Annotated in this window: 14 protein-coding genes; 8 read left to right on the top strand and 6 right to left on the bottom strand. The window is 69.9% G+C overall.

The genetic code is table 11. The features are described from left to right. Positions 1-85 precede the first annotated feature (85 nt). Positions 86-2401, bottom strand: a complete 2316-nt coding sequence (locus C6376_RS27615; protein ID WP_107445916.1) for an FdhF/YdeP family oxidoreductase — start codon at positions 2399-2401, stop codon at positions 86-88. Positions 2402-2645: 244 nt separating this feature from the next. Between C6376_RS27615 and C6376_RS27610 the strand changes: the two genes are divergently transcribed. The 3 genes from C6376_RS27610 to C6376_RS27600 all read left to right on the top strand — a co-directional run bounded on the left by C6376_RS27610 (position 2646) and on the right by C6376_RS27600 (position 5632). After that, positions 2646-3986, top strand: coding sequence for a radical SAM protein (locus C6376_RS27610; protein WP_107445915.1), 1341 nt, complete (start codon positions 2646-2648; stop codon positions 3984-3986). Beyond that, positions 3983-4999: an aminotransferase class I/II-fold pyridoxal phosphate-dependent enzyme gene (locus tag C6376_RS27605; RefSeq protein ID WP_107445914.1), complete on the top strand. Its 1017-nt coding sequence runs from the start codon at positions 3983-3985 to the stop codon at positions 4997-4999. Before C6376_RS27610 ends, C6376_RS27605 begins: the two co-directional genes overlap by 4 nt. Positions 5000-5218: 219 nt before the next feature. Then, a complete protein-coding gene (locus C6376_RS27600; protein ID WP_107445913.1) occupies positions 5219-5632 on the top strand; it encodes a TraR/DksA C4-type zinc finger protein in 414 nt (137 codons plus the stop codon). A 329-nt stretch (positions 5633-5961) separates the two neighbouring features. Here the strand turns inward: C6376_RS27600 and C6376_RS27595 are convergent, their stop codons facing one another. Next, entirely contained in the window at positions 5962-6279 is a 318-nt protein-coding gene (locus C6376_RS27595; protein WP_107445912.1) for a hypothetical protein, read from the bottom strand. Between the two features lie 689 nt (positions 6280-6968). Here C6376_RS27595 and C6376_RS27590 point away from each other — a divergent pair. Further along, positions 6969-7430 carry a hypothetical protein gene (locus C6376_RS27590; RefSeq protein ID WP_159083262.1) on the top strand — a complete coding sequence of 154 codons (462 nt, stop codon included), beginning with the start codon at positions 6969-6971 and terminating at the stop codon, positions 7428-7430. A gap of 240 nt (positions 7431-7670) precedes the next feature. On the opposite strand, the gene C6376_RS27585 is transcribed toward C6376_RS27590, so the two are convergent. Continuing rightward, positions 7671-9938, bottom strand: a complete 2268-nt coding sequence (locus tag C6376_RS27585; protein WP_319595659.1) for a family 43 glycosylhydrolase — start codon at positions 9936-9938, stop codon at positions 7671-7673. A 552-nt stretch (positions 9939-10490) separates the two neighbouring features. Here C6376_RS27585 and C6376_RS27580 point away from each other — a divergent pair. Further along, positions 10491-12443, top strand: a complete 1953-nt coding sequence (locus C6376_RS27580; protein WP_107445910.1) for an alpha-L-fucosidase — start codon at positions 10491-10493, stop codon at positions 12441-12443. Between the two features lie 51 nt (positions 12444-12494). Here the strand turns inward: C6376_RS27580 and C6376_RS27575 are convergent, their stop codons facing one another. Further along, the gene (locus C6376_RS27575) at positions 12495-13190 is read right to left on the bottom strand and encodes an alpha/beta fold hydrolase (RefSeq protein WP_107445909.1); all 696 of its coding nucleotides are present in this window, start codon (positions 13188-13190) and stop codon (positions 12495-12497) included. 151 nt (positions 13191-13341) lie between these two features. Beyond that, positions 13342-14163, bottom strand: a complete 822-nt coding sequence (locus C6376_RS27570; protein WP_107445908.1) for a hypothetical protein — start codon at positions 14161-14163, stop codon at positions 13342-13344. A gap of 368 nt (positions 14164-14531) precedes the next feature. Between C6376_RS27570 and C6376_RS27565 the strand changes: the two genes are divergently transcribed. From C6376_RS27565 to C6376_RS27555, 3 genes are all read left to right on the top strand, one after another. Continuing rightward, entirely contained in the window at positions 14532-15878 is a 1347-nt protein-coding gene (locus C6376_RS27565) for a hypothetical protein (protein WP_107445907.1), read from the top strand. 948 nt (positions 15879-16826) lie between these two features. Continuing rightward, on the top strand, positions 16827-20489 hold the full coding sequence (locus C6376_RS27560) for a LamG-like jellyroll fold domain-containing protein (protein ID WP_107445906.1): 3663 nt from the start codon (positions 16827-16829) through the stop codon (positions 20487-20489). Positions 20490-20646: 157 nt separating this feature from the next. Next, complete coding sequence (locus tag C6376_RS27555) at positions 20647-21372, top strand: ABC transporter ATP-binding protein (protein WP_107445905.1); 726 nt, start codon at positions 20647-20649, stop codon at positions 21370-21372. A gap of 96 nt (positions 21373-21468) precedes the next feature. Here C6376_RS27555 and C6376_RS27550 read toward each other — a convergent pair whose 3' ends face one another. Beyond that, positions 21469-22425 carry an ABC transporter ATP-binding protein gene (locus C6376_RS27550; protein ID WP_107445904.1) on the bottom strand — a complete coding sequence of 319 codons (957 nt, stop codon included), beginning with the start codon at positions 22423-22425 and terminating at the stop codon, positions 21469-21471. Positions 22426-22483: the final 58 nt, after the last annotated feature.

Genomic DNA, 22483 nt, shown 5'->3' with positions numbered 1-22483 from the left:
CCCCCGGGTGTGGGGGAGGACCGGACCGCCGAAGGGGCCGACAGACCTGCGGGGCGAGGAGGCCCCCTGTTCTCCTCGTCGGACCTCAGATCCCCGTGGACGGGTCGGCGGGGACCGGTTCCAGGCGGACGACGATCGACTTCGAGGTGGGGGTGTTGCTGATCGCCGCCGTGGAGTCCAGAGGAACCAGGACGTTGGTCTCGGGGAAGTATGCGGCGCAGCAGTCGCGGGGTGTCGGGTAGGGCACCACGCGGAAGGCCGGCGCCCTGCGTTCCACCCCGTCGTCGTACTCGCTGACGATGTCGACCAGGTCCCCGTCGGCCAGGCCCCGGTCGGCGAGGTCGCCGGGGTGCACGAAGAGGACACGGCGGCCCTGGTGGATACCGCGGTAGCGATCGTCCAGGCCGTAGACGGTGGTGTTGTACTGGTCGTGGGAGCGGAGTGTCTGGAGCAGCAGGCGGCCCGGCGGCACGTGGGGCCGCTCCAGCGGGTTGGCGGTGAAGTTGGCCAGCCCCGTGGCGGTGGTGAAGCGGCGTTCGTCGCGCGGCGGGTGGGGCAGCGCGAAGCCGCCCGGCGCTCGTACCCGCTGGTTGAAGTCCTGGAAGCCGGGGATCACGCGGGCGATGCGGTCGCGAATACGGTCGTAGTCCTTCTCGAACTCCTGCCAGGGCACGTGGGAGCCCGCTTCCCCCAGCGCGGCCCGTGCGATCCGGCAGACGATCGCGACCTCGCTCAACAGGTGGTCGGACGCGGGGGCGAGTCGCCCTCGGGAGAGGTGCACCATGCCCATGGAGTCCTCGACGGTGACCAGTTGGGGCCCGGTGGGCCGCAGGTCGGCCTCGGTCCGGCCGAGGCAGGGGAGGATGAGCGCCTGTTCCCCGGCGATGACGTGCGAGCGGTTGAGCTTGGTGGAGATCTGCACGGTGAGGCGGCAGTTGCGCAGAGCCCGCTCGGTGAGGTCGGTGTCGGGGGCGGCGGCCACGAAGTTGCCGCCGAGCGCGACGAAGACCCGTACGTCTCCGTCACGCATGGCCCGGATGCTCTCGACCGCGTCATGGCCGTGCCGCCTCGGGGGCGTGAACGCGAACTCGGCGCCGAGCGCGTCCAGGAACGCGTCGTCCGGCTTCTCGTAGATGCCCATGGTGCGGTCGCCCTGCACGTTGGAGTGGCCGCGTACCGGGCAGAGGCCGGCGCCGGGGCGGCCGATGTTGCCGCGCAGCAGGAGGAAGTTGACGACGTCCCGGATGGTGGGCACCGAGTGTCGGTGCTGGGTCAGGCCCATCGCCCAGCAGACGACGATCTTCTCGGCGGCCAGCACCTCGCGGAACGCCGCCCGGATCTCCTCCTCGGGCAGGCCGGTGGCCGTCAGGACCTCGTCCCACGACACCTGGCGGGCGTGCTCGGCGAACTCCTGGAAACCGTGTGTGTACCGGTCGATGAAGGGCATGTCCAGGCAGGAACCGGGGGCCTCGTCCTCCGCCTCCAGCAGCATACGGTTGAAGGCCTGGAACAGCGCCTGGTCCCCGCCCAGTCTGACCTGGAGGAACAGGTCCGCCAGGCGGGTGCCGCCGCCGAGGACGCCGGACGGCCGCTGGGGGTTCTTGAACCGCAGCAGCCCCGCCTCGGGAAGCGGGTTGACCGCGATGATCCGGGCGCCCCGGCGTTTGGCCGTCTCCAGCGAGGAGAGCATCCGGGGGTGGTTGGTACCGGGGTTCTGACCGACCACGAGGATGAGGTCGGCGTCGTGGAGATCGTCCAGGGTGACGCTGCCCTTGCCGATCCCGATGGTCTCCGTCAGTGCCGATCCGCTGGACTCGTGGCACATGTTGGAGCAGTCCGGCAGGTTGTTGGTGCCGAGCATCCGGACGAACAACTGGTACAGGAACGCGGCCTCGTTGCTCGCCCGGCCGGAGGTGTAGAAGGCGGCCTGGCCCGGGTGGTCGAGGGCGGCGAGTTCCCGGGCGATCACGGCGAACGCGTCGTCCCAGGAGATCGGCCGGTAGCGGTCGTCGCCGGCCGTGCGGTACATGGGGTGCGTCAGACGGCCCTGCTGGCCGAGCCAGTAGTCGCCGGCGGGCAGCAGGTCCTCCAGAGTGTGCGCGGCGAAGAAGTCCGGGGTGACCCGGCGCACGGTGGCCTCCTCGGCCACCGCCTTGGCGCCGTTCTCGCAGAATTCCGCCCGGTGCCGGTGCTCCGGCTCGGGCCAGGCGCAGCCGGGGCAGTCGAAGCCTTCCTTCTGGTTGACCCGCAGGAGGGTGAGCAGGCTCCGGCGGGCTCCCATCTGCTCGCCGGCGTGCCGGAGCGAGGAGGTGACCGCGGGGAGGCCGGCGGCGTATTCCTTGGGAGGGCCGACCCGCAGCCGGGCGTCCCCGGGATCGTCGACAGGTGCGTTGCGAGTCATCTGAAGCGCCACTCCGGGTGGTAGGGAAATCAGGGCCGTTCCGTCGCCGGATGTCCCGGCTCTCGTGCACAGCCGTCGACACAGACTTCATGTTGTTGTGCACTACACAACAGTGCCGCTATATGCAACGACACCAAGAAAGCGTCATCCCGATCTCCTGTCAAGACCGCTGCGTCGCCGTATCGCCCTGGTCGACCCTGTCCGGGGGGTGCGTGGGGGCGCGCCGACTGTGCATGATGACCGGATGAACCATGGCGACCAGCGCTTCCACGTCATCGTGCTGTCGAACTTCGCGAAGGGCTTCGACAAGTACGCGTACGCGTACGGAAAGGCGGGGATTCCGGAGAGCACCTATCCCGACCGGTTCCACCTGCTGACCCGGGCGGAGTTGGGAATCGGCGTCGCCAAGGCGCGACGCCTGCTGGACCGCCTGGCCATTCCGGGCGACCGGCTGCTGGTGCTGGAAACCACCGTGGACCCCGGCAAGCTGGTGCCCAACGTGGCGACCGGCCTCGGCACGGAACTGCACGAGGCGCACATCCGGTTGTCAGCGATCCACGAACTCGACCACCTGGGCGACGAGTTCGCTCTGCGTGCGACAACCGTCGAGGATGCGACGGCGGCCTCCCTGCAGCTGCACGGATCGACTCTGCGTCGCTACGCCGACACGCGACCGCGCTCGGTGTCGCTCCTGCCGGTCGCCTCCGCCTGCCAGGCCCGGTGCTCGTTCTGCTTCTCCTCGGCATCGATCTCCAGCGACCAGGCGCCGGCTCGGGTCCCGTGGGAGGCGGTCACCCACTGGCTGGAGCGCGCCCGTGCGGCGGGCGCCGAGCGTGCGGTGATCACCGGCGGCGGGGAGCCCACCCTCATTCCCTTCGACGAGCAGCTTCGACTGGTGTCCGCCTGCTCGGCGGCCTTCCCGAAGGTCGTCCTGATCACCAACGCGCACACTCTGGCGAAGGGCCGGCACGCCGACCGGGCCGACCGCCTCGCAGCCCTGAGTACGGCGGGCCTGAGCGTGCTGGCGGTCTCCCGGCACCATCAGGACGACGCCGTCAGCGAGCGGCTGATGATGCTGCGCACACCGGTGAGTTCTGTCATCGGCACCTGGCGCGAGGAACGTGAGCGCTGGCCCGGGCTGCGGATGCGGCTGATCTGCGTACTCCAGCACGGCGGTGTCGCCGACGCGCAGGACGTCGCCGACTACCTGTCGTGGGCCGCGGCTCTCGGTGTCGAGGAAGTCTGCTTCAAGGAGCTCTACGTGTCCACCAGCACCGAGTCGCTCTACTTCGACCGCACCGCCAACGTCTGGAGCCGGGAACACCAGGTCTCGCTGTCCCTCGTCACCCGGTTCGCCGGGCAGCACGGCTTCGGACTGGCGAGCCGACTGCCCTGGGGCGCGCCGGTCTATCACGGCAGCTGGGCCGGACGGCCGATGCGGATTGCCGCCTACACCGAGCCCAGCCTGCTCTGGGAGCGCACCAGCGGGATCGCGCGCAGCTGGAACGTCATGGCCGACGGACGCTGCTACGCCTCCCTGGAGGACCGGGCCAGCGAGATCCTGCCGGAAGGCGCGACGGCATGAGGTTCGACGAGTTCCAGGGATTCCGGCGACGGCAGCTCAGTGCCTCATCCTCCCTTCTCGACGCCGCCGAGACCAACGTGTACCGGGCGCTTGCCCCGATCCGGCCGCAACCTCCGACCGACGTGGCCACGGTGCACCGGTGCGATCTCGCCCGCGCCTGGCTGCGGCGCTTCGAGCTGCCGCGGGAGTGGTCCGGCCACGCCATGGTCTGTCGGGGGGTCCGGCACGGGCTCGGCGTGCTGTTCCACCGGATGCACGCCGAGGATGCGCAGTTGTGGCTGCCCGGCGACGTGTACCCGGTCTACTTCGAACTGGCCCGTGCTGCAGGCCTGGAGCCCGGGTCCTACCCGACGCTGCCGGCGCCGGCCCTGCCGGGATCGCCGGCGAGCAGCCGGCCCGAATACCTGCTGCTCGCCAACCCCAGCAAACCCCTCGGCCGGTACCTGTCCGACGCCGAGTGCGCCGCGGTGGTGTCGTGGCTGCGGGGCTCACCACGCCGCAGCCTGCTCATCGACAGCGTCTACGACCTGGGAGCCCCGTTCGCCGCCGGCACGCGGCGACTGCTGGACACCGGCCGGGCGGTCCTGCTGCATTCGGTCACCAAGGGGTGGCTGTGGCCACGCACGTTCGGCGTGGTCCTGCTGAGTCCGTCGCAAGCCGCATGGGCCGAAGCGTTCCGGGCGGACCCGCCCACGCCGGCACAGCTGCACCTCGCCCACCGTCTGCTGATCGGACACAGCGACGTGCCCCAGCGGGTCGTCGACGAACTCGCCGCACGCGCCGAGCGGCTGTTCGAACGGTTGCCGGACGACGTGCTCGGGGCGATTCCCACGGCGAGCCGGACGTGTCCCGGCAACTACTTCTTCCCGGTGGAGATCCCGGCCGAGACACTCCGGTGCGAACACGGCGTGCTCGCCGCGCCGATCAGCGTGTTCGGGGACAACCGCTGGCCCGGCTCCGTCCTCACCAGCCTCGGTGACGCTTTCGGCCCGACGCCGGCGGCCACACGATGAACCGCTGAAGGACCTGGCCGTATGCGACGGCCCAGCCCGGCGTACCTGCACGGTCACAGCACGAGCCGGGCCCTTCACCAACCGTGCCGGGCACCCCCCGGTACGGTCCCACCTCTCGAACGCCGCCACCGCCGAGCCGTCGACGGGCCCCGCCTCCCGGAGAAGGGAGGATGCGGGTGGCCGGGGGAATCCTGGACCACGGATCCGCGTTGCCCCAGCATGGGCGAGTCTTCCCGCCACCGCCAGGACGTTCCCGATCCGTCCTGGCTCTCGAGCGTCCGCGCACGCCTCGCGGCCGACCGCGCCGACACGCTCGCCCGGTCGGCCGCGCTGAGCCGGGACTTCGACGGGATCGTCGCGGCGAACGCCCTGATCGCGGTCGACGACGAGCACGACCCCGAGGGAGGCACCACCGCCTTCGAGCGGGCCCATGTGGCGGGCCTGATGGCGCAGGCACGCGAGCACCTGGAAGAACTGGACCGGGCGCTGGAACGTCTCGAACAGGGACAGTACGGACGGTGTGAAGGCTGCGGCAGGATGATCCCGCCCGAACGCCTGGAGATCCGTCCGGCGGCCACCACCTGCGTCACCTGCGCCCAAGGCGGCCGGCGCCGGCGGCGGCCCCTCGCCTGACTCGGGCCCCGCCTCCACGCACCCGCCGGCCCCGACGGGACCCGCCGCGCACCCCGCTGATCATCCGCAGGGGCCGCCGGTATCTGAGCGTCGGCGTCCGCGGACCCCGACCGAGCGCAGGACGACGTCCAGGACTCGGTCGGGGTCCGCGGCACAGCAGTTGCCAGCCGCTCGGCGGGCACGGTCGCCGACGATGCCACCGATTCGACCGAACGGTCCCCTTGGCCGGGCCCGCCTCGTCGCTCGTCCGGGGCGGGCACCCGCTTCGAGGACGGGGGCTCGGTCGTGCGGGCGCAGACCACGGTCGCTCGCACTGTCACGTCCGACGGTCAGTCGGCGAACCCGCCGTTGCTCTTCAGGAGCTGTCCGGCCCTGGCCAGCATCTTCGACCGGTAGGGATTCGACGTGCTGAGAGCCTTCGCCACCTCAACGGCCTCGTCCAGCAGGGCCGACCGTCGCTCGGGGTACTCCCCCACCAGGGGCGACGCGCTCGCCTCCAGCAGGACGTACGCCAACTTCGACCCGTACACCTCCGGCTCGACCTGTGTCAGAAGGCGGTAGATCCACAGCCCCTCGGCACCGCGCACCACCCGTCGGTTGGCACTGAGCAGCCTGACCCTCGCCAGCATCACCATGTCCTGATCCATCGATCCCCCTTCGTCCCGCCACTCCCCGGCCTGTGCACGTCACACGGCGAGACAGCACGGCGAACGCACCGACAGCCGCATGAGGCTGTCGACACGTTGGCCGGAGAGTGGATGACGACGAGTCTGGCGCGCGAAATCCGCCGCCACAAGGCCGAACGGACGTGCGCTGGGTCCTACCGAGACCGCCTCCGAACAGGCATGATGGACCTGACACTCTCTCAAGTCCCGGCCTTGCCTCCCTCATGTGGACGCAACCACGTCGTCCCGTGGATCGACAGGACGCCCGCGAAGCAGGCAGGGACTGGTGCACGGTCGAAGCGAGCGTGGCTCCACATCGTGTGCCTCACGCTTTCCCGCGGCTCGACCCATCCCGGGGCAACGGATTGCCTGCCTGGTCTGTCTGCGTGGTCTGTCTACCCGGTGTGTCTGCCCGGTCTGCGCGTACGTCGTCGAGCCGGTGGCGTGAAGGTGTCTCGTGGGCTGCCGACCGGGAGGGGAGGATGTTGTTCAACTGCCCAGTTCACGACCGGTTCGCAAGGTTTCCGCAAGGTCTGTGGCGCACTGTTCGGTGGGCAACGCGGAATGCCGCTGGGCGACATCGAGATGACGATGCACTTCGTTGCCGGTCTTCGCCTGTCCAGCGCAGCGGTAGGCCCCGCCCGTACACGCCATTCGAACAAGGAACCCATGTGAAGAAGCCCCGTATGGGCCGCCTGGTCGCGGCCTCGGCCGTACTGATCAGCAGCGGCGCCGTAGTCTTCGTCCCCGCGTCGGTGGCCTCGGCCACCGAGGCCGACTGCGACGGCATTGCCGTCATCGGCCGCTTCAGGGCTGTCGAGTCCGGAGCCTCGTTCGACTTCCGGGGTCGCCGGGTCGAGCTGCAGAACGAGTCGGCGCTCGACCGTTACAGCCGCGCGGAGATCAAGTCCGGCCGCAAGGCCGGCGACCGGCTGTGGGTCGACCGCAGCTTCCACTCGTTCCCCAACACCAAGGGCATCGTCAGCGATCAGCAGGCGAAGAGCCAGGGCTGGAAGATGTGCGGCCCCTACACCGGCACCCGCACGCAGTCCGTCTTCAACTCCAACTTCGCCGCGCGTGCCTGTGCCGAGATCGAGGGCGTCACCAAGTGCGGCAAGTGGTACGTGGACTGACGTGTCCCGGCGGCAGGACACCTGAGCGGTGCCCCGCCGCGTGACCGCATCGGGCAAGGCCGTCACCCCTCCCCTGTGGACGGGCGGCGGCCTTGCCTGCCGTGTCGGACGTTCGTGACGAGCGGATCTCCGCACGGCCGGCGGCCCGGATGCCCAGCCCGGGCCTCTCCCACCCGCTCTCGACTCGAGACGGCGCGCACCTTGCCGCCGTGCGGGCCACCGGGTGGGCGAGAAGACCGCTCAGGCCCAGGGGCTGACCACCGTGAAGGAACTGTCGGCACGGAAGGTGGCGTTGTCCTGGTAGGGGTCGATGCGCAGCTCGTAGTTGTAGTGGCGCAGGTAGCGGCCGGGGTAGTTGTACGACTCCAGGCCGACCGAGCCGGCGACCGAGCCGGGCCGGGCGCAGAAGGTGGCGTCCTTGCTGAAGAGCCGCGTGCCGTTGCTCGCGTCGAAGCGGACCCGGTAGTCGGCGTGGCGCAAGTAGCGGCCGGACGAGTCACGGAACGAATAGCACTTGGAGTCGGCCAGGCCGGGGACGACGGTGAAAGTTGCGCTCTGCTTGACCGCGGTGGTGCTGGAGGAGGTCACGGGGTCGAGGTAGCCGAGGCTGTCCGAGCGTACGACCGCGTAGCGGCCGGGGAAGTTGACCGATCGCAGTGAGCGGGTGGTGTTCGTCGGCAGGGCGGTGCCGACGGTGACGGGGGCGATGCTGCTCAGGGTGGGGACGACCTTCTTGATCAGGCCGTCGGTGTCGAACTCCATTTTGTCGACGGTGGTTTCGCGGTGGGTGCCGTCTCCGCCGGGGATCGCGAAACGGTGGTAGGCGATGTACCAGTCGTCGGTGTTCGGGACCTGGACGACGGAGTGGTGGCCGGGACCCTTGATGCCGAGCGAGAGGTCCTTCTCGAGGATGACACCCCGCTTGGTCCAGGGACCGGTGGGCGAGGAGCCGGTGGCGTAGGCGACCCGGTAGTTCTCGTCCCGGGTGTCGTTCTCCGACCACATCAAGTAGTAGGTGCCCGCGCGCTTGATGACGAAGGCACCCTCCCTGAAGCCGCTGGGGGTGATGTTGGTGACCTTCGAGGCGTCGAAGGAGACCATGTTGTCGTTGAGAGGCGCGACGTACGCCTGGCCGTTCCCCCAGTAGAGATACGACTGCCCGTCGTCGTCGGTGAAGACAGCCGGGTCGATCATCTGACCCGTGTAGGCGCCGGCCTGCAGCAGCGGCTTGCCCAGGGCGTCCGCGAACGGGCCGGTGGGCGAGTCGGAGACCGCTACACCGATGTTGCCGTTGGCACAGAAGTAGAAGTAGTACTTGCCGTTCTTCTCCTCGATCGTCGGCGCCCACGCCTTGCTGTCGGCCCAGCTGACGTCCGGTCCCAGGTCGAGGATGACGCCGTGGTCGGTCCAGTGGACCAGATCCTTGGAGGAGTACGCGTTGAAGCGCGTGCCGCTCCAGTTCGGGAACCCGTCGGTCGTCGGGTAGATGTAGTAGGTGTCCCCGAACCTGATGATGTCCGGGTCGGCGGTGAGCCCCGGCAGGACGGGGCTCCTCATGATGAACGCCGCGACCGTCCAGGTGCGTTTGGCGCCGTCGGAGCCGGTCACCTCGTACGTGACGGGCTGGGTGAAGTCGCGCGGGGTCCCGGAGGCGGGGCTGATGGACGAGCCGTCGGCGAGGGTGAACTGCGGGGCGAGCGCGGTGAGGTCGGTCCCTTCGACCAGGGGAAGCGTGATCTTGCTGTTGGCGTCGTCGATGATGGCGTCGGTCTTCAGCGCGGGGTGGGTGACCTTCGCGATGCCCGTGGTGTTGCCGCTGATGTCGAGGACCTCGCCGGGTGCCAGCGCTCGGTCGTAGACCCGGAAGTCCCGGATCTTGCCCTTGAAGAGCTTGTCACTGGTGAAGACCGACTTGCCCACGTAGTTGGCCGTGGTGGTGCCGGACCCGATGGAACCGGGGGTGATGGTGACCGACGTGTTGCGGGCCACCTCCACGCCGTCCCTGTAGAGGACTCCCGTGTTGCCGGTCTGGGTGTAGGTGACGTGCTTCCAGACCCCGCGCTGCAACGTGCCGGCGGCCTGGGTGTTCTGCTCGGTGGACGGGCCCCCGGAAGCGACGGCGGTCCGGAACGAGTTACCGGTGGTGAAGAGATACCCGTTGCCGCTGCCGTTGCTGGTGTTGCCGAAGCCGTAGATGAAGTACGGCGTGGTCTGGGCGGGGTCGATCTGCACGTCCATCGAAACGGTGATCGCGTTCATGCCGCTCATGATGTTGTCCGGCACCTTGATGTAGGTGCCGGATCCGTCGAACGTGAGCCCCTCCCCGGTCCCCGACCAGCCCGCGGTGCCGTTGACGGTTCCGTTTCGGCCGTGCCCGGAGGAGTCCACCGCCACGGTGCCCGAGGCGGCGTCGAGTTTGTACCAGAGGGCCAGGCCGTCGGTGATCTCCGCCGCCTGGGCGGGTACGGCCGGACCTGTGAAGCCCCACAGGAGCGAGGCGGCAGCCACGGCGGCCAGAGTGCCTGGCAGGAATCTTGGGCGACCGCGAGGTCTCACGCTGTGCATGGGTTCACATCCCTGGAGAAGGCATGGCTGTGGCAGGGTGCGCGAGGCCTCGGCCGAGGTGCTGCCGTTCGGCCCGTATGACATCGCGTTGGCGAGTTTGTTGGGGGACACGATCAGCGTCAATAGTTTTCGAACGATGTCCGGCATGTCGAACACTTCGCTTTCTTCTCGCCGCGGCCGTGGGCACTCGCCGCACTGCGTGGGTCGTCGCTTGCATCCGGACGGATGAATGCGTCAGACATGCCATGTTTACCGGGAGACGCATCGTCATATTTCCCATCCACCGGTGCCAAATGTCATCTCACTGACGACAGTTCATCCCTTCACGCCCGTTGACATGGGCGGGGTGCATGACCGAACTTCATGCGTAACATCCGACGCCCTGGAGCCCAGAGGGAGGGCCGGGTCACTGAGGGCTGGAGACCGCATCCCTCGGACCGCCAGTCCGACCGCCTCACCCCGAACGTCCGAGCCGCCCGAACCGGGAGTAGAACCATGCCGTCAGGAAAAGTGTCCCGGCGCACACTGCTGGGTGCCGCCGGGGCCGCCGTGGCCGCGACCACGCTGCCCGTGATCCCCGCGTTGTCGCCCCTGCTGGCCGAGGCGGCCGCCGCGGACCCGCAGACCAACCTGGAAAAGCTGGTGAACATGCGGTTCGGCATGTTCAACCACTTCAGCCTGGGCACGTTCACCAACGAGGAGTGGGCAGCCCCCAACCAGAGCCCCGCCCTGTTCGCGCCCACAGCCGTGGACTGTGCCCAGTGGGCGGCCGCCGCCGCCGCGGCGAAGATGAGCTACGGCATCCTGACGACCAAGCATCATGACGGCTTCGCCCTGTGGCCGAGCGCCTACGGCACCCAGAACGTCGCGAACAGCTCCTACAAGCAGGATGTGGTGAAGGCGTACTGCGACGCCTTCCGGGCGAAGGGGCTCAGGGTCGGGCTCTACTACTCGATATGGGACCGCACCTTCGGCGTCGAGGCGTGGGAGAGCCGGCACAAGGTGACCGGACTCGACATCACCGATGCCATCCAGCCCGGCGACATGACCTTCATCCTGGGTCAGATCACCGAACTGCTCACCAACTACGGCACCATCGACATGTTCGTCACCGACGGCTACGCATGGCAGATGGGCCAGCAGGCCGTCTCCTACCAGCGGATCCGCGAGCACGTGAAGTCGCTCCAGCCGGACATCGTCATGATCGACCACGGCGGACTGTCCGTGCCCTCCCTCGGTGACGCGATCTACTTCGAGGAGCCGTTGGGAATCACCGCGCCGGCCGGAAACACCTACGCCGCAACGCAGGGACAGACGATCAGCGACGGATGGTTCTGGCATCCGTCCACGCCCACCACCGACCCCATGAGCAAGGCGGCGATCCTGTCGCACCTGGCGGACCTGGAACCGAAGTACACCTCATTCGTCCTCAACTGCCCGCCCAACCGCAACGGCAAGCTGGACGCCAACATCGTCAACCGACTCGCCGAAGTCGGGGCGGCATGGAGCCCCAACGCCTCCCGCCCGCCACTGCCCGCCCAGATGCTCCGCGCCGAACACCCCGTGACCCCCGTCAGCGCCTACGCCACCGGCTTCCACACCGGCGAGGGACCGCTCAACGCCATCGACGGGCTGAGCGACAGGGGCTACGAGACCTGCTGGTCCACGTGGGGACTGTCCTCGGCGCTGCCTCACTCGATCACGATCGACCTTGGCGGGGTGTGGAGCAATGTCTCCACCCTGGAGTACCTGCCCAAACAGTGGAACCGCAATAACTCCACCGACGGCGACATCACCTCGTACACCGTCCACACCAGCACCGACGGCACGAACTTCACCCAGGTCGCCACCGGCACCTGGGCCGGCGACCGCGCCACCAAGGTGACCGAATGGCCCGCCCGGAACGTGGGTTTCGTGCGGATCCAGGCGAACGCGGCCACCGGCGGCTACGCCAACATGGGCGGCGTCAGGATCGGTGGCCGGACAGCCAAGCCGACCCTGGTGTCGAATGTCCTGCCGGGCGACGGCACGGTCTACCGCATCGTCAACCGCAAGAGCGGCAAAGTCGCCGACGTGTACAACTTCGGCACCGCCAACGGCACCAACATCCAACAATGGCCATGGCTGAACAACACCGCGCAGAAGTGGACCTTCAGCTCCACCGGCGACGGCTACTACGAAGTCAGGAACGTGAACAGCGGCAAGCTGATGGAGGTGGCCGGCCTCTCGCGGGTGGACGGCGGCAACGTGTCCATCTGGGGAGACGACGACGTCCCCCAGCAGCACTGGGCGGTCACCCCGACCGGTGACGGCTATTACTGCCTCACCAACCGGTTCAGCGGACTGTCACTCAACGTCGACGCGGGCTCGACCGCCGACGGGGCCAACATCGACCAGGTCGCGTATCACCGCGCGCCTGAGGAGCAGTGGCAGATCATCGCCGTCTGACGAGCCCTGCGCCGCCGCCTGATCACACGGTTGCCGCCCGTACCTGCGACATCAAGGAGCGGTTGCGCATCCTCCGCCGGGCTGATCCGGGGCGGCGGCGAGCAGTTCCTGCAGGAGCTCGATGACGAGACCCGGCCGTCCTACGAACGGGCAGTGGCCCGTCTGCCACACGCGCGCGTCGGTACAGCGAGAGGCCATCCTCCGCTGCAGGACCGGGTCGAGGGCCCGGTCCTGCCCGCAGACGACGTAGGTGGAGGGAGTGTGCTTCCAGCTGTGATGCTCCGGAATGCCTCGCCCGCAGCCGGGGGCCTGCGCCCGCAGCAGGCCGACCGCCCAGGCGGCGAGAGGTTCGGGACAGTCTCCGTAGAGGGTGTCGGCGGCCCGGCCGGGGTGCAGGCTGGTCGAGCCGTCGGGCTCGAGGTCGATCGCGTCCTGGAGCTGCGGGGACGCACCACCCAGACCGGCCGCGCTCTCACCGACGTCCGGCACGAAGGCCGCCAGGTAGACCAGATGTCCCACCCCGCGCAGCCCGGTGATCACCGACCCGCCGTAGGAGTGGCCGAGCACGGTGGGAGGATCCGGCAGCGAGTCGACGACAGCCTGCACCGCGGCCGTGTCGGCGGCCAGTGAGCCCCGGTGGAGCTCGGGAGCGAGGACCTCGGTTCCCGCGGTCCGCAGGCGTTCGGCCACCAGGGCGAAGTGTGCGGGACGGTGATACAGGCCATGCACGAGCACCACGGCGGTCAATGCGTACGCCTCCTCGGGCCGGTGTCGAACGAGTGATCGGGGGTCGGTCGGCGGTATCGTCGCAGCAGTCCGTCGCCCCCACGAGGTGAGCGCCGCAGCGGATCACCACGTCCCGCACATCGTGATCATCCGCGATCGGGCGTCGCTTTCACTACCGACCCTGGTCCGCGGCGGCGGTCTCGGCGTGCCGCGCCTCGATCGCGCCGATCACCCGCTGCCGGGCCACCCGCCGAGCCTGCTTGAGTCTCGCGTCGGCCAGCAGCAGGGGCGCGTACCAGATCCAGCCCCATGCGCTGTAGGAGACGGTTCCGCTCAGCACCAGCGCCTTGTTCGTGGCAACGACCAGCACGAAGGCGGCGGAGTACGCGGCCACCCGGTAGCGGACCAGCAGCCGGAGCGGGGCACGCCACGGGCCGGCCAGCAGCTCCAGCGCGGCCGCCACCTCGGCGGCCCGCAGGTCCTCGGGATGGGCGGACGGCCGGCCTCCCTTCTCCAGCGCTTCGGCGACATCGGCGCTGTGGGAGGTCAGAGCCGCCCGCTCCGCCCGCACGGAGGCCGTCCTCTCCCGTAGGTCCTGCCAGTAGCCTCGTCCGGCCCGCCCGAGCGCGTCCTCCACCTGTGCCGCCTCGGGCGACCCCGCCGGAGCCAGCACGGCGATCCGCTCCTTGAGCGAGCCCGCCCGAGCGCTGCGCCCGGGGTACGTCCACCCGTCGGCCCGCAGGCACAGTTCCAGGTAGGAGACCAGCAGTCCGAGGTCGTCGGGCCACTGGGCGAGCCCGGCCCCGTAGGCCTTCTCCGCCTCGTCGTCGTGGTCGTCCTCGTCCTCCGCCGCATGTGCGAGGCCGAGCCACCGGTAGAGCACCGGATCGGGTCCGATTTCCGCCAGGCCGGATTCGGCCAGCTTCCGGACCTCCGTGAATCCGCCCACCGCGAAGAGCTCCTCGCAGTGGGCGGCGTATTCCTCATGTGTCATGCTTCCCGCCCCGGTCGATCAATAGGACCACTTTCTGCCACACGAACCCGCTGGTCAAGGCGGGTCATTGGGCACCCGGGCGCGAGGCGGACGTGAGCCGGGCCGCCGCGAACCGCGCATCGGGTCACTCGCTGAACGGGACAACCGGGTGAGTCGATCCGCGCGACGGAGTTTCGTGGCATCGGGGTGGGGCTCGTCCGCTCAGGACACACGCGCCCGAGCCCCGGACCGACGATGGCTGAGTACTTCGGGGGAGTTTCGTCCTGTGGGGTGCGCAGGCGGCGACCCTGCCCAAGCTGTCGCGCGTGTGGGATGATCGGTCTCATGATCGAAGCTCCAGCACGGAAGGGCGACTTCCGCCCCGCCCGATGACGTGGCCGGACGAGGCCGTGGCCAACGGCACGGCCACGACACCCGCCCACCCTTCCCGTATCGCGCTCTTCCAGGCGATACGCGCCGACCGCACCGGCACGGTCGCCACCCGGCTGCTCCGGCTCACACACGCCGACGCACCCGTCGTCCGCCGAGAGGCCTTGGACCTCCTGCGCAGCCTGGCCCGCGAACGGCCCTGGCCAGAGGCCGTCGACGCCGCTGTGGCCCGGCTCAATGACCTCGACGAGGAAGTACGGCGCCGAGCCGCGTGTCTCGTCGGTTTCCACGGGGAGCCCGGCCTGGTTCTCGCGGCCCTCGCCGAACTCGCCGATCCTGTCGTGCGCACCGTCCTGGCCAGAGCGCTCGGCCCGGCCGCCGCCCGTCTGACCGGCGACGGCCTCGCGTCGGTCCGCTTCCTCGCGCACCTGGAGACGCTGCGGACAGCGCCACCCCCGCGGTGGCGCTCCCTGGACGCCGCACTCCTCGACGATGCCCGGGAGGCCGCGCACCACCTGGAGGACGTCGGGCACCTCTGGGGCGCGGCCCTGTACGGACTCGGGCGCGAGCACGACACGTACGCCCTCGTGGCCCGCCTCCTCGCCGACCCCGCCACCCGGGACATCGGCGCCGACCTGGCCCGCGAGGCGTGCCACGACTGGCGGGCCGCACCGGTCGGGCTGCTGCCGCTCCTCGTCCGACACCACAGCCAGAGGATCACCCCGGCTCTCGGCAAGGCGCTCGCGACAGCCTCGATCTCCGAGGCGGCGATGCGGACCCACGGAGCTCTCCTCGCCGAGGTCCCCTTCACGCCGACCACGAGGGCCCGCCGGATCCCGTCCACCGCGACGTCGTACGACAGCGCATCCGCCGCCGCGCTGCTCGCCGCCAGGCCAGTGGGCATCACCCGTCTCGCTCACGCCTCCGAGATCTACGAGGCCCTGCTGGACGACGGCCCACTGACCTTCCGACAGGCGGCCCAGCTGTACAACCTGACGTTCCATCACCCCTGCCGCTCACAGGCGGAGTGCGCCCCGCTGTGGCTCCGACACGCCGGACCCTCCGCCCTGCCCCGGCTGCTCGCCCTCATGACACCTCACCTGGCCGACTACGCGGTCGGCGAGTACTACCTGGCGGGTCTCGCCCGGATGGGCGGCCACGCGCGCCCCGCACTGCCGGACGTGACGGCCCTGATCGACAGACGTACCCGCATCCCTGTCAACGACTCCACCCGCGACGCCGAGATGAGACTGGACGAAAGCCTTCTGGCCGCCGCCCGCAGCGCCCGTCGAGCGATCCTGGCACACGTCGGCCCACCGCATCCTGCCCGGCTGTCTCCCCCATAGATCGATCGCGTTCGGCAGGGCCCCGGGGGCGACAGCCCGCAGCCGACGGATCCGCAGTGGGGAGACGCTGTGCGCAGGCCGTCGTCACGGACGCCGGGTGGCGCACCGGGGAGGTCGACGTTCCCCTCGTCCCAGCGGGCGGCGCCTGCGACCACCGCGGTGTACCCGCCTGCCCGTTCCAGTTCCCGCCACATGTCCCGGGCGTACAGACCGTCCCAGACCACGCACACGATCAGTGCGGCCACGACGAACGCGGCCAACGGGCCGGCCTGCCGCCGCAGGTTCGCCCTGAGGACGATGCCGAAAGGAGACCGCTGCTTCGGGAACATGCCCTCAGGAGGGCGTGGAGGAGGCCGACGGTTCCCGGTGCTCAGGGGTGTGAAGGGGCGGAGGGGAGCGCGTGGGGCGCACGTGCTGGTCCGAACGTGACGGGTGCGCAGAGACGTCGCTCGGGGCGCTCACACCGGCCCGGCCGCGCCCCTGTGTGCTCGGGCCGCCGCTCGAACCTGCCGAACCGACCACCGGTGGGCGGCCGACCCGCGTTGGAGAACAACCTGACTCGAACCGGTTCGGTGCTGCCGCACGGCGGGGTTGTCCGCACCTGGATCGGGGTGCCTCCCCTGACAGCAGGACAATCCGCACGATCCGCGGTCCTCGCCGACGCTCCTTGCGTCGGGGGTATTGCTGCGGGATTTTCCCGGTGTTAGCTTCCTGCGAACCGATTCGATGGAGTGATCCTTCCGACGACCCGAGCCAGCCCCTCCCCCCACGACCGTTGCCGTGCCGGGCACCGACCCCGTTCGTCCTTGGGCATCCCGCCCCCCTCTGGATGCCCCGACGTCGAACCGATTCGACGTCGCAGGTCCGCGGATCCTCCTCACCGGCCCGGCATACGGCCCGGCAGCCACCGGCCGGGACCCGTAACTCACAGGATCGAGGACGCAGTCCATGTCATCCGCGTCATCCGCTGACAGTTCAGCCCGCCGCCGGGCCTCCGCCGCCGCGGCCCTGGCCCTCGGCGCGGGTCTGCTCGCCGCACCGGCCGCCCCCGCGCAGGCGGCGGAGACGCCCCCGCCCACGGCCCGCTACACCTTCGACGAGGACGACCTCGCCTCCGGAAGGATCACCGACAGTTCCGGCAACGGCCTGACGGCGAGTCTGGTCAACGGCTCCACCGCACGGACCGTCGAAGGCAGGGACGGCGGCAAGGCGCTCGCCCTGCCCGGCGGGGCCCCCACCTCCGACGGCGCCTACGTGCGCCTGCCCCGGGGAGTGGTCGGCGACGCGACCGACCTGACGGTGTCCGCCCGCGTGAAGTGGGGCGACGACACATCGTCCTGGCAGCGGATCTTCGACCTGGGCACCGGCACCACGAAGTACCTCTTCACCACCCCGTCCCACAACGGCGGCGTGCTGCGCACCGCCGTGACGACCGGCGGAGGCGGCGCGGAGTCGCAGGTCTCCGGATACGCGGCGCTCCCGGCCGGCGCCTGGCGCACCGTCACGGTCACCCTCGACACCGCCGCCGGACAGGTCACCACCTACCTCGACGGCGTGGCGGTCTCCTTCTCGGCGACGACCGTCAAGGCCAAGGACCTGCTGGACGGTTCGGCCACCGCCGCCGGCTACATCGGAAGGTCCTTCCACCCGGATCCGCTCCTCAAGGGCGCGATCGACGACTTCACGGTATGGCACTCGGCGCTCAGCGCCGAGCAGGTGGCGGGTATGGTCGGTGACGTCCCCACGCTTCAGGCACTGTCGCGGACGTCCTTCGAGGTCCGGACCACCGCCGCAACGGCCCCGCCCCTCCCCTCAGCGGTCCGCTCCACCTACTCCGACGGCTACGACCGCGACACCCCGATCGTCTGGGACGCCGTACCGTCGGACAAGTACGCCCGGCCCGGCACGTTCACGACGGCAGGCACGGCGGCCGGGCGCCGGGTGACGGCGACCGTCACCGTGGTCCGCGAAGGCGAACTCACCGTCGACCTGGGCTCGGACACCGGCGCCTTCCACGGCGGCGCCTCCGGCACCCTCTACGGCGTGTACGGACCCGACGTCCCCACCAACAACCTCATCGAGGGCATGGGTCTGCGCACCGTCTCCACCAAGGCACAGGACGGTCCCCAGCATCCGGGTGCCGACGCCCTGGAGGTGGTCGGGCCACTGGCCGACTCCACCGACGGTGACGTGTACATCTACATGACCGACATCCACCGTGGGTTCCCGTACGAGTGGCCGGGCGCCACCCCCGCGGAGAAGGTCAAGCTGTACGAGGAGAAGATCGCCAAACAGGTCGACCAGGTGCTCCGGCTGCCGAAGCGGTATCAGGACAACATCGTCTTCGTGCCGTTCAACGAGCCCGAGGGCAACATGTTCGGCACCGGTGAGTGGAGCTACGACAAGGTCAGCTGGCTGAACTCCCCCGACGCCTTCCTCGCCGCCTGGGACTCCTCGTACCGGCTCATCAAGGGCCGGATGCCCGACGCCCGCATCGCCGGCCCCAACACCAGCATCCTGTACGACCAGGTGAAGGGCTTCCTCACGCACACCCTCGCCGCCGGCACACTCCCGGACGTGATCACCTGGCACGAACTGAGCCACCCGGATGCCGTACGCGCCGGCGTCACCAAATACCGGACGTGGGAGCGGGCCCTGTTCGAGGGAACCAACCGTGAGGGCACCCGACTCCCCGTCAACATCAACGAGTACGCCTTCAACTACCACACCTCCGTCCCCGGCCAGATGATCCAGTGGGTCTCCGCGATCGAGGAGTCCAAGGTGGACGCCGACATCGCCTACTGGAACATCGACGGCAACCTTTCCGACTCCGCCGTCCAGTCCAACCGCGGCAACGGCCAGTGGTGGCTGCTGCATTCCTACGCCTCCATGAGCGGCCACACCGTCACGGTCGACCCGCCGTTCCCCGGCCGGAACTACACCATGCAGGGCGTCGCCACCCTCGACGAGAAGAAGAAGCAGGCCCGGCTGCTCTTCGGCGGCTCCGCCGGCAAGGGCCACATCACCTTCGCCGGCATCCCGGAAAAGGTCTTCGGCACGAGCGTCCACGCCTGGATCCGCGAGATCGAGTGGAGCGGGCAGGTCGGCGACAGCTCCGGCCCGAAGCTGCTCGCGGAAACGAATCTCGAGGTCGGCGCCGACGGCAGCGTGTCCGCCGACTTCGGCGACGGAACACTGCCTGCGCTCAAGGAGTCCTCGGCGTACGAGATCGTTCTCAGCCCGGCCGGCACGGCGAAGGACGTACAGTCCGCACCCGTGCGCTGGCAGGGCTCGTACGAGGCCGAGGACGCCGCACACACCGGCTCCGGCTACTCGAAGAACGGCCCCGAGGGGTCGACGGGCGACGTGTCGAAGTTCTACACGTCCGGCGGCTACGACGTGGGCGGCCTGCGCACCGGCTCGGACGTCACGCTCGACTTCACCGTGGACGTGCCCGAAGACGGCAGCTACGACCTGAGCGTCTTCGCCAACTCCCTCAACACCTTCGACAAGGTCCAGGAGCAGGGTCCCACCAACGTGTTCCTGCGGGTGGACGGCGCTGCGGCCGGCGAGCAGGAGCTGTACCTGCCGCTCGGCTACAAGTGGGTGGTGTGGGACCACAGCGACACCGAGGTCAGGCTCACCAAGGGCAAGCACACCCTGACGCTCGCCGCGAGGAGCCTCGACGGCAAGCGCGCCACCAAGGGCGACGCCATCGTGGACCGGCTGACCCTGTCCCTGCCGGACGCCTCCGCCCACACGCAGGTGTACGAGGGTGAACTGGCCTGGCTCGGCGGCGGGGCGCGCCCCGTCTACGACCTGCCCGAGCCGGCGGCCACCGGCTCGGGCGCCGCCCGGCTGCCGAAGAAGGGAACCGCCACCTTCTGGGTCTACTCCCCCGCCGACCGCGAAGCGACCCTCACGATCGACACCCTCGCCGGCACGGACGGCCGTGTCTCCGTCAACGGCCAGGACGTCCTGCGTCTGGGCAAGCGCAAGAACAGCGCCGCCGTCTCCCTCTCCGGCGGCGTCAACAAGGTGACGGTGAGCGGCGGTTCGGGCATCACCCTCGTCGACCGCCTCACGGTCACCCCGACCGAGGGCACCCTCAGGACGCGCACGTACGAGGCCCAGGACGCCGCGCTCACCGGATCGGCCGCCCTCAGTCCCCTCTCCCTGGCCACCGGCGGCACCGCGATCAGCGGCATCGGCGGCGACCCGGGCAACGGCAACACCGCCACGTTCACCGTCACCGCGGACCAGCCGGGCCTGCACGCACTGCGCATCCGCTACGCCAACCCCGAACAGTCCCCGGCCACCCACTACAACCCGGACCCGCTCACCCGTCACGCCGACCTCACCGTCAACGGCGGCCAGACGCGGCGGGTCTTCTTCCCGCACACCTTCCACCAGAACAACTTCTGGGAGCTGACCGTCCCCGTCGAACTCGCGAAGGGACGGAACACACTCACCTTCCGCTCCGAAGAACTGCCCGACTTCGACGGCACCACCTACGCCTCGGACACCTTCCCCGGCGTGCTGCTCCGCTCCCGGTACGCGCCGTTGATCGACCGGATCGCCGTCGCGCCGTACGCGAGAGAGGTGCGATGAGAGGAACGGCGTAGCGACGAGGCGGCGCGTGCGAGGGCCGGGCACTGTCGCGTGCTTCCTGGTCGACCGTCACAGAACATCGTCCGACGTCCCACCGCGTTGAGGGCCGGGCGGAACGCGGCGATACTGGCGCCCACAGGGGATCAAGGGAGAACACATGAGCCGGGTCGTCGCCGAGACCATGGTGCGCGTCGAGAACGTCCACAAGTCGTACGGCCAGGGGGCCGCCGCCGTCCATGCCCTGCGCGGTGTGTCGTTCGACATCCCGCGCGGGGAGATCGTCGCGCTCAAAGGGCGGTCGGGCTCCGGGAAGACCACTCTGCTGAACATCGTCGGCGGCCTCGACACACCGGACCGGGGGCGTGTCACCGTGGACGGTCTCGACCTTTCGGAGCTCGGCGAGGACGGCCTGCTGGCGCTGCGGCGGGACCGGGTCGGCTTCGTGTTCCAGTCCTTCGGCCTCATCCCGATCCTGACGGCGGCGGAGAACGTGGGTGTGCCGATGCGCATGCGCCGGACCGAGGTACGGGAGCGTGAGGAGCGGGTCGAGCTGCTGCTGTCCCTGGTGGGCCTCGCCGACCACGCGGCCCAGCGGCCCGGCGAGCTCTCCGGTGGCCAGCAGCAGCGGGTCGCCATCGCCCGCGCCCTGGCCAACAACCCCTCGTTGCTGATCGCCGACGAGCCCACCGGCCAGCTGGACGCGGAGACCGGCCATGCGGTGATGGAGCTGCTGCGGGCGGTGGTGCGCAGCGAGCACGTCACCGCGCTGGTGGCCACGCACGACGCGACGCTGCTCGACCTGGCCGACCGGGTGCTGGAACTGCGCGACGGGGAGATACGGGACGCGACGAGGGAGCAGGCCGAGTCGTCACCCGTCATGTGACGGGCCGCCGTGCGGGCACCGTCGTCGTCCTGGTCGCCACCGGCGCGGTGGTGCGGCGAGCCGCCCGCGCGCCCGCTGTCCGGTCAGAACCGGCGATCAGCTGTGCCCGCTGTCGTCCGGCCAAACGGTGATGTGGTCCTCCTCCAGATCCAGCGCCACCCGGTCACGCATGCCCAGGGTCCTCGTGTACTCGGCAGGCAGCTGGAGGCGGCCGGCCCGGTCGAGCATCGCGTACTCGCGGGCCACCAACGTCTCGTGGCCGGTGCTCTCGTCGACCTCGCTGCGGCGCAGGACCTCCGTGGAGGTGCGGCCGTCGCGGATGGCGACCGTGCGACGGACCTCGGTGGCAACGGCGCGGTCGTGGGTGACGATGACGATCGTGGTGCCCAGCTCCTCGTTCGCCGTGCGGAACGCGGCGAAGATCTGCTGGGCGGTGTGGGAGTCCAGCTCGCCGGTGGGTTCGTCGGCGAGCAGTACCGCCGGGTCGCAGGCGAGGGCCACGGCGATCGCGACCCGCTGCTGCTGACCGCCGGACATCTCCTGTGGGCGGCGGTCCCGGCAGTCGGCGACCTGGAGCAACTCCAGCAGCTCCAGGGCACGTTCGGCGCGGGCCCGGGAGCGGCGCCGCCCGCCCGCCAGCTGGAGGGGCAGGACGACGTTCTGGGCCGCGGTGAGATACGGCAGCAGGTTGCGGGAGGTCTGCTGCCAGATGAAGCCGACCACTTTGCGCCGGTAGTGCAGGCGGTCCTTCCCGGTCATGGCCAGCAGGTCGTGGCCGGCCACCCGGGCCACCCCGGCAGTGGGGGTGTCGAGGCCGGCCAGGATGTTCATGAGGGTGGACTTGCCGCTGCCCGAGGCGCCCACCAGGGCCATGAGTTCGCCCTCGCGGACGAGCAGGTCGAGACCCTGGAGGGCCTGCACCTCCACGCCGTCCGCCGAGAAGATACGGACCAGACGGTCGCAGGTGATGAGGGCGTCGTGGCCGTAGGCGGGCCGATCGCGGGTGGCGGTCGCCTTGTCGGTCAGTTCGGCGAGGGTGGGATTCGTCGTCATCGGGCTCCTTGGTCGAGGGGGCCGCGGCCCGCCGGGTGCGCGCGCGGGGCTGCCGCGT

Source organism: Streptomyces sp. P3 (assembly GCF_003032475.1).
Lineage (GTDB): Bacteria > Actinomycetota > Actinomycetes > Streptomycetales > Streptomycetaceae > Streptomyces.
This window is presented reverse-complemented; position numbering and strand designations above follow the sequence as displayed.

Excerpts from the sequence above, each read along its gene's own strand:
- C6376_RS27565 (WP_107445907.1), top strand. The coding sequence starts at position 14,532 with ATGACGTGGCCGGACGAGGCCGTGGCCAACGGCACGGCCACGACACCC.
- C6376_RS27595 (WP_107445912.1), bottom strand. The coding sequence starts at position 6,279 with ATGGATCAGGACATGGTGATGCTGGCGAGGGTCAGGCTGCTCAGTGCC.
- C6376_RS27580 (WP_107445910.1), top strand. The coding sequence starts at position 10,491 with ATGCCGTCAGGAAAAGTGTCCCGGCGCACACTGCTGGGTGCCGCCGGG.
- C6376_RS27550 (WP_107445904.1), bottom strand. The coding sequence starts at position 22,425 with ATGACGACGAATCCCACCCTCGCCGAACTGACCGACAAGGCGACCGCC.
- C6376_RS27570 (WP_107445908.1), bottom strand. The coding sequence starts at position 14,163 with ATGACACATGAGGAATACGCCGCCCACTGCGAGGAGCTCTTCGCGGTG.
- C6376_RS27555 (WP_107445905.1), top strand. The coding sequence starts at position 20,647 with ATGAGCCGGGTCGTCGCCGAGACCATGGTGCGCGTCGAGAACGTCCAC.
- C6376_RS27600 (WP_107445913.1), top strand. The coding sequence starts at position 5,219 with ATGGGCGAGTCTTCCCGCCACCGCCAGGACGTTCCCGATCCGTCCTGG.
- C6376_RS27605 (WP_107445914.1), top strand. The coding sequence starts at position 3,983 with ATGAGGTTCGACGAGTTCCAGGGATTCCGGCGACGGCAGCTCAGTGCC.
- C6376_RS27615 (WP_107445916.1), bottom strand. The coding sequence starts at position 2,401 with ATGACTCGCAACGCACCTGTCGACGATCCCGGGGACGCCCGGCTGCGG.
- C6376_RS27560 (WP_107445906.1), top strand. The coding sequence starts at position 16,827 with ATGTCATCCGCGTCATCCGCTGACAGTTCAGCCCGCCGCCGGGCCTCC.
- C6376_RS27610 (WP_107445915.1), top strand. The coding sequence starts at position 2,646 with ATGAACCATGGCGACCAGCGCTTCCACGTCATCGTGCTGTCGAACTTC.